This is a genomic window from Mesorhizobium sp. P5_C1 (assembly GCF_054049815.1).
This window is the reverse complement of the sequence record NZ_JBFULQ010001030.1, coordinates 1-1160: the sequence shown is the minus strand read 5'-3', so window position 1 is coordinate 1160 and position 1160 is coordinate 1. Positions and strand designations below refer to the sequence as shown.

At 59.2% G+C, this 1160-nt stretch carries 1 protein-coding gene and 1 pseudogene; both read left to right on the top strand.

Annotated elements, in window-relative coordinates; translation table 11 throughout:
• The coding region (locus tag ACXJ7R_RS33620) for a hypothetical protein (RefSeq protein ID WP_457155553.1) at window positions 1-236 on the top strand (236 nt) is incomplete at its 5' end.
• Between the two features lie 85 nt (window positions 237-321).
• Window positions 322-1160 (top strand): annotated as a pseudogene (locus ACXJ7R_RS33615) (M10 family metallopeptidase C-terminal domain-containing protein); the annotation flags it as partial.

Below are 1160 nucleotides of genomic sequence, written 5' to 3'. Positions count from 1 at the left end.
GCGTAGGAGCTATCGTGGTGGCATCCACTATCGGACCTCAGCCAGTCCAATCCTATCCTCGAAATCCGCAGCGCCCGATGAATGCCAAAACCTGCGAGCAGGCGCTGGCGCGTTTGCACGAAGCACGCCTTGGAAGCCCGATCATTTCGGCGGCGGAAAATCGGGAAGTCCTTCGCAGGGCACTCGAAGTGGCAGAACGTCTATGCGGCAAGGGCAAAGTGAACGACGGCAAATAGGCCAGTCGGACATGCGGTTTGTGAGCCTCGTGCTCCACTATCGATAATAAGCGGCGCGGCCGCAGGAAACGCAGAGGGGGAAGCAATGCCGAACGTCACCGAAACAACGGATGCGGCGTCATCCATCGCCACGAGCTACACCCTGGCAGTCGGCCAGACAGCGACTGGCCATTTGTCTTCGGCCGGCGACCATGATTGGTACCGGGTGCACCTGGTGGCGGGCCAGACCTACACATTCGCGGAAGTCGGTGAAGGTGCGCGTGTCAGTCCGACCGTCGGCGACAATGTCGAGGATACGTTCATGGCCCTCATGAACGCATCCGGAACATTGGTTGCGTCCAACGATGACGTCATCCCGGGCCAGTACCGCTATTCGACGATCACCTACACGGCCTTGACCACCGGCGATTACTTCATCAATGCCGGCGCATATAACGATGATTACTTGGGGCAATATGGTGTTTCCGTAGTCAGCGGAACCCGGGCCAGCTATGACGAATTGATGGGGGCCGGCGCGATCCTGAGGCCCGGAAGCAGCTGGAGCACAGCGCCCGGGCAGCCGGTGAACGTGACATGGGCTGTGCGAATGACGGACGTCAATTGCACGGACTCGCAAGGGTTTGCTGCCCCCTTTAGCCCGTTGAGTTCCGCGGAAATCGCTGCCGTCAAGTCCGTGCTTGCTATGTATTCGTCAGTCTGCGGCCTGACTTTCACGCAAGTCAACCCCGCTGGTACCAGCGACAACGCGACGATGCTGTTTGGAAACTACACATCGAAGCCGGACCCTGCCGGAGCCTACGCCATTTACCCGGGAACGACGGCGCCAGGCGACATTTCCGGAGACGTGCATTTGAACACCGACGCCGTTAACACGGGAAATCTGCCGATCGGCTCTTACGACTACCAGACCATTCTGCACGAAAC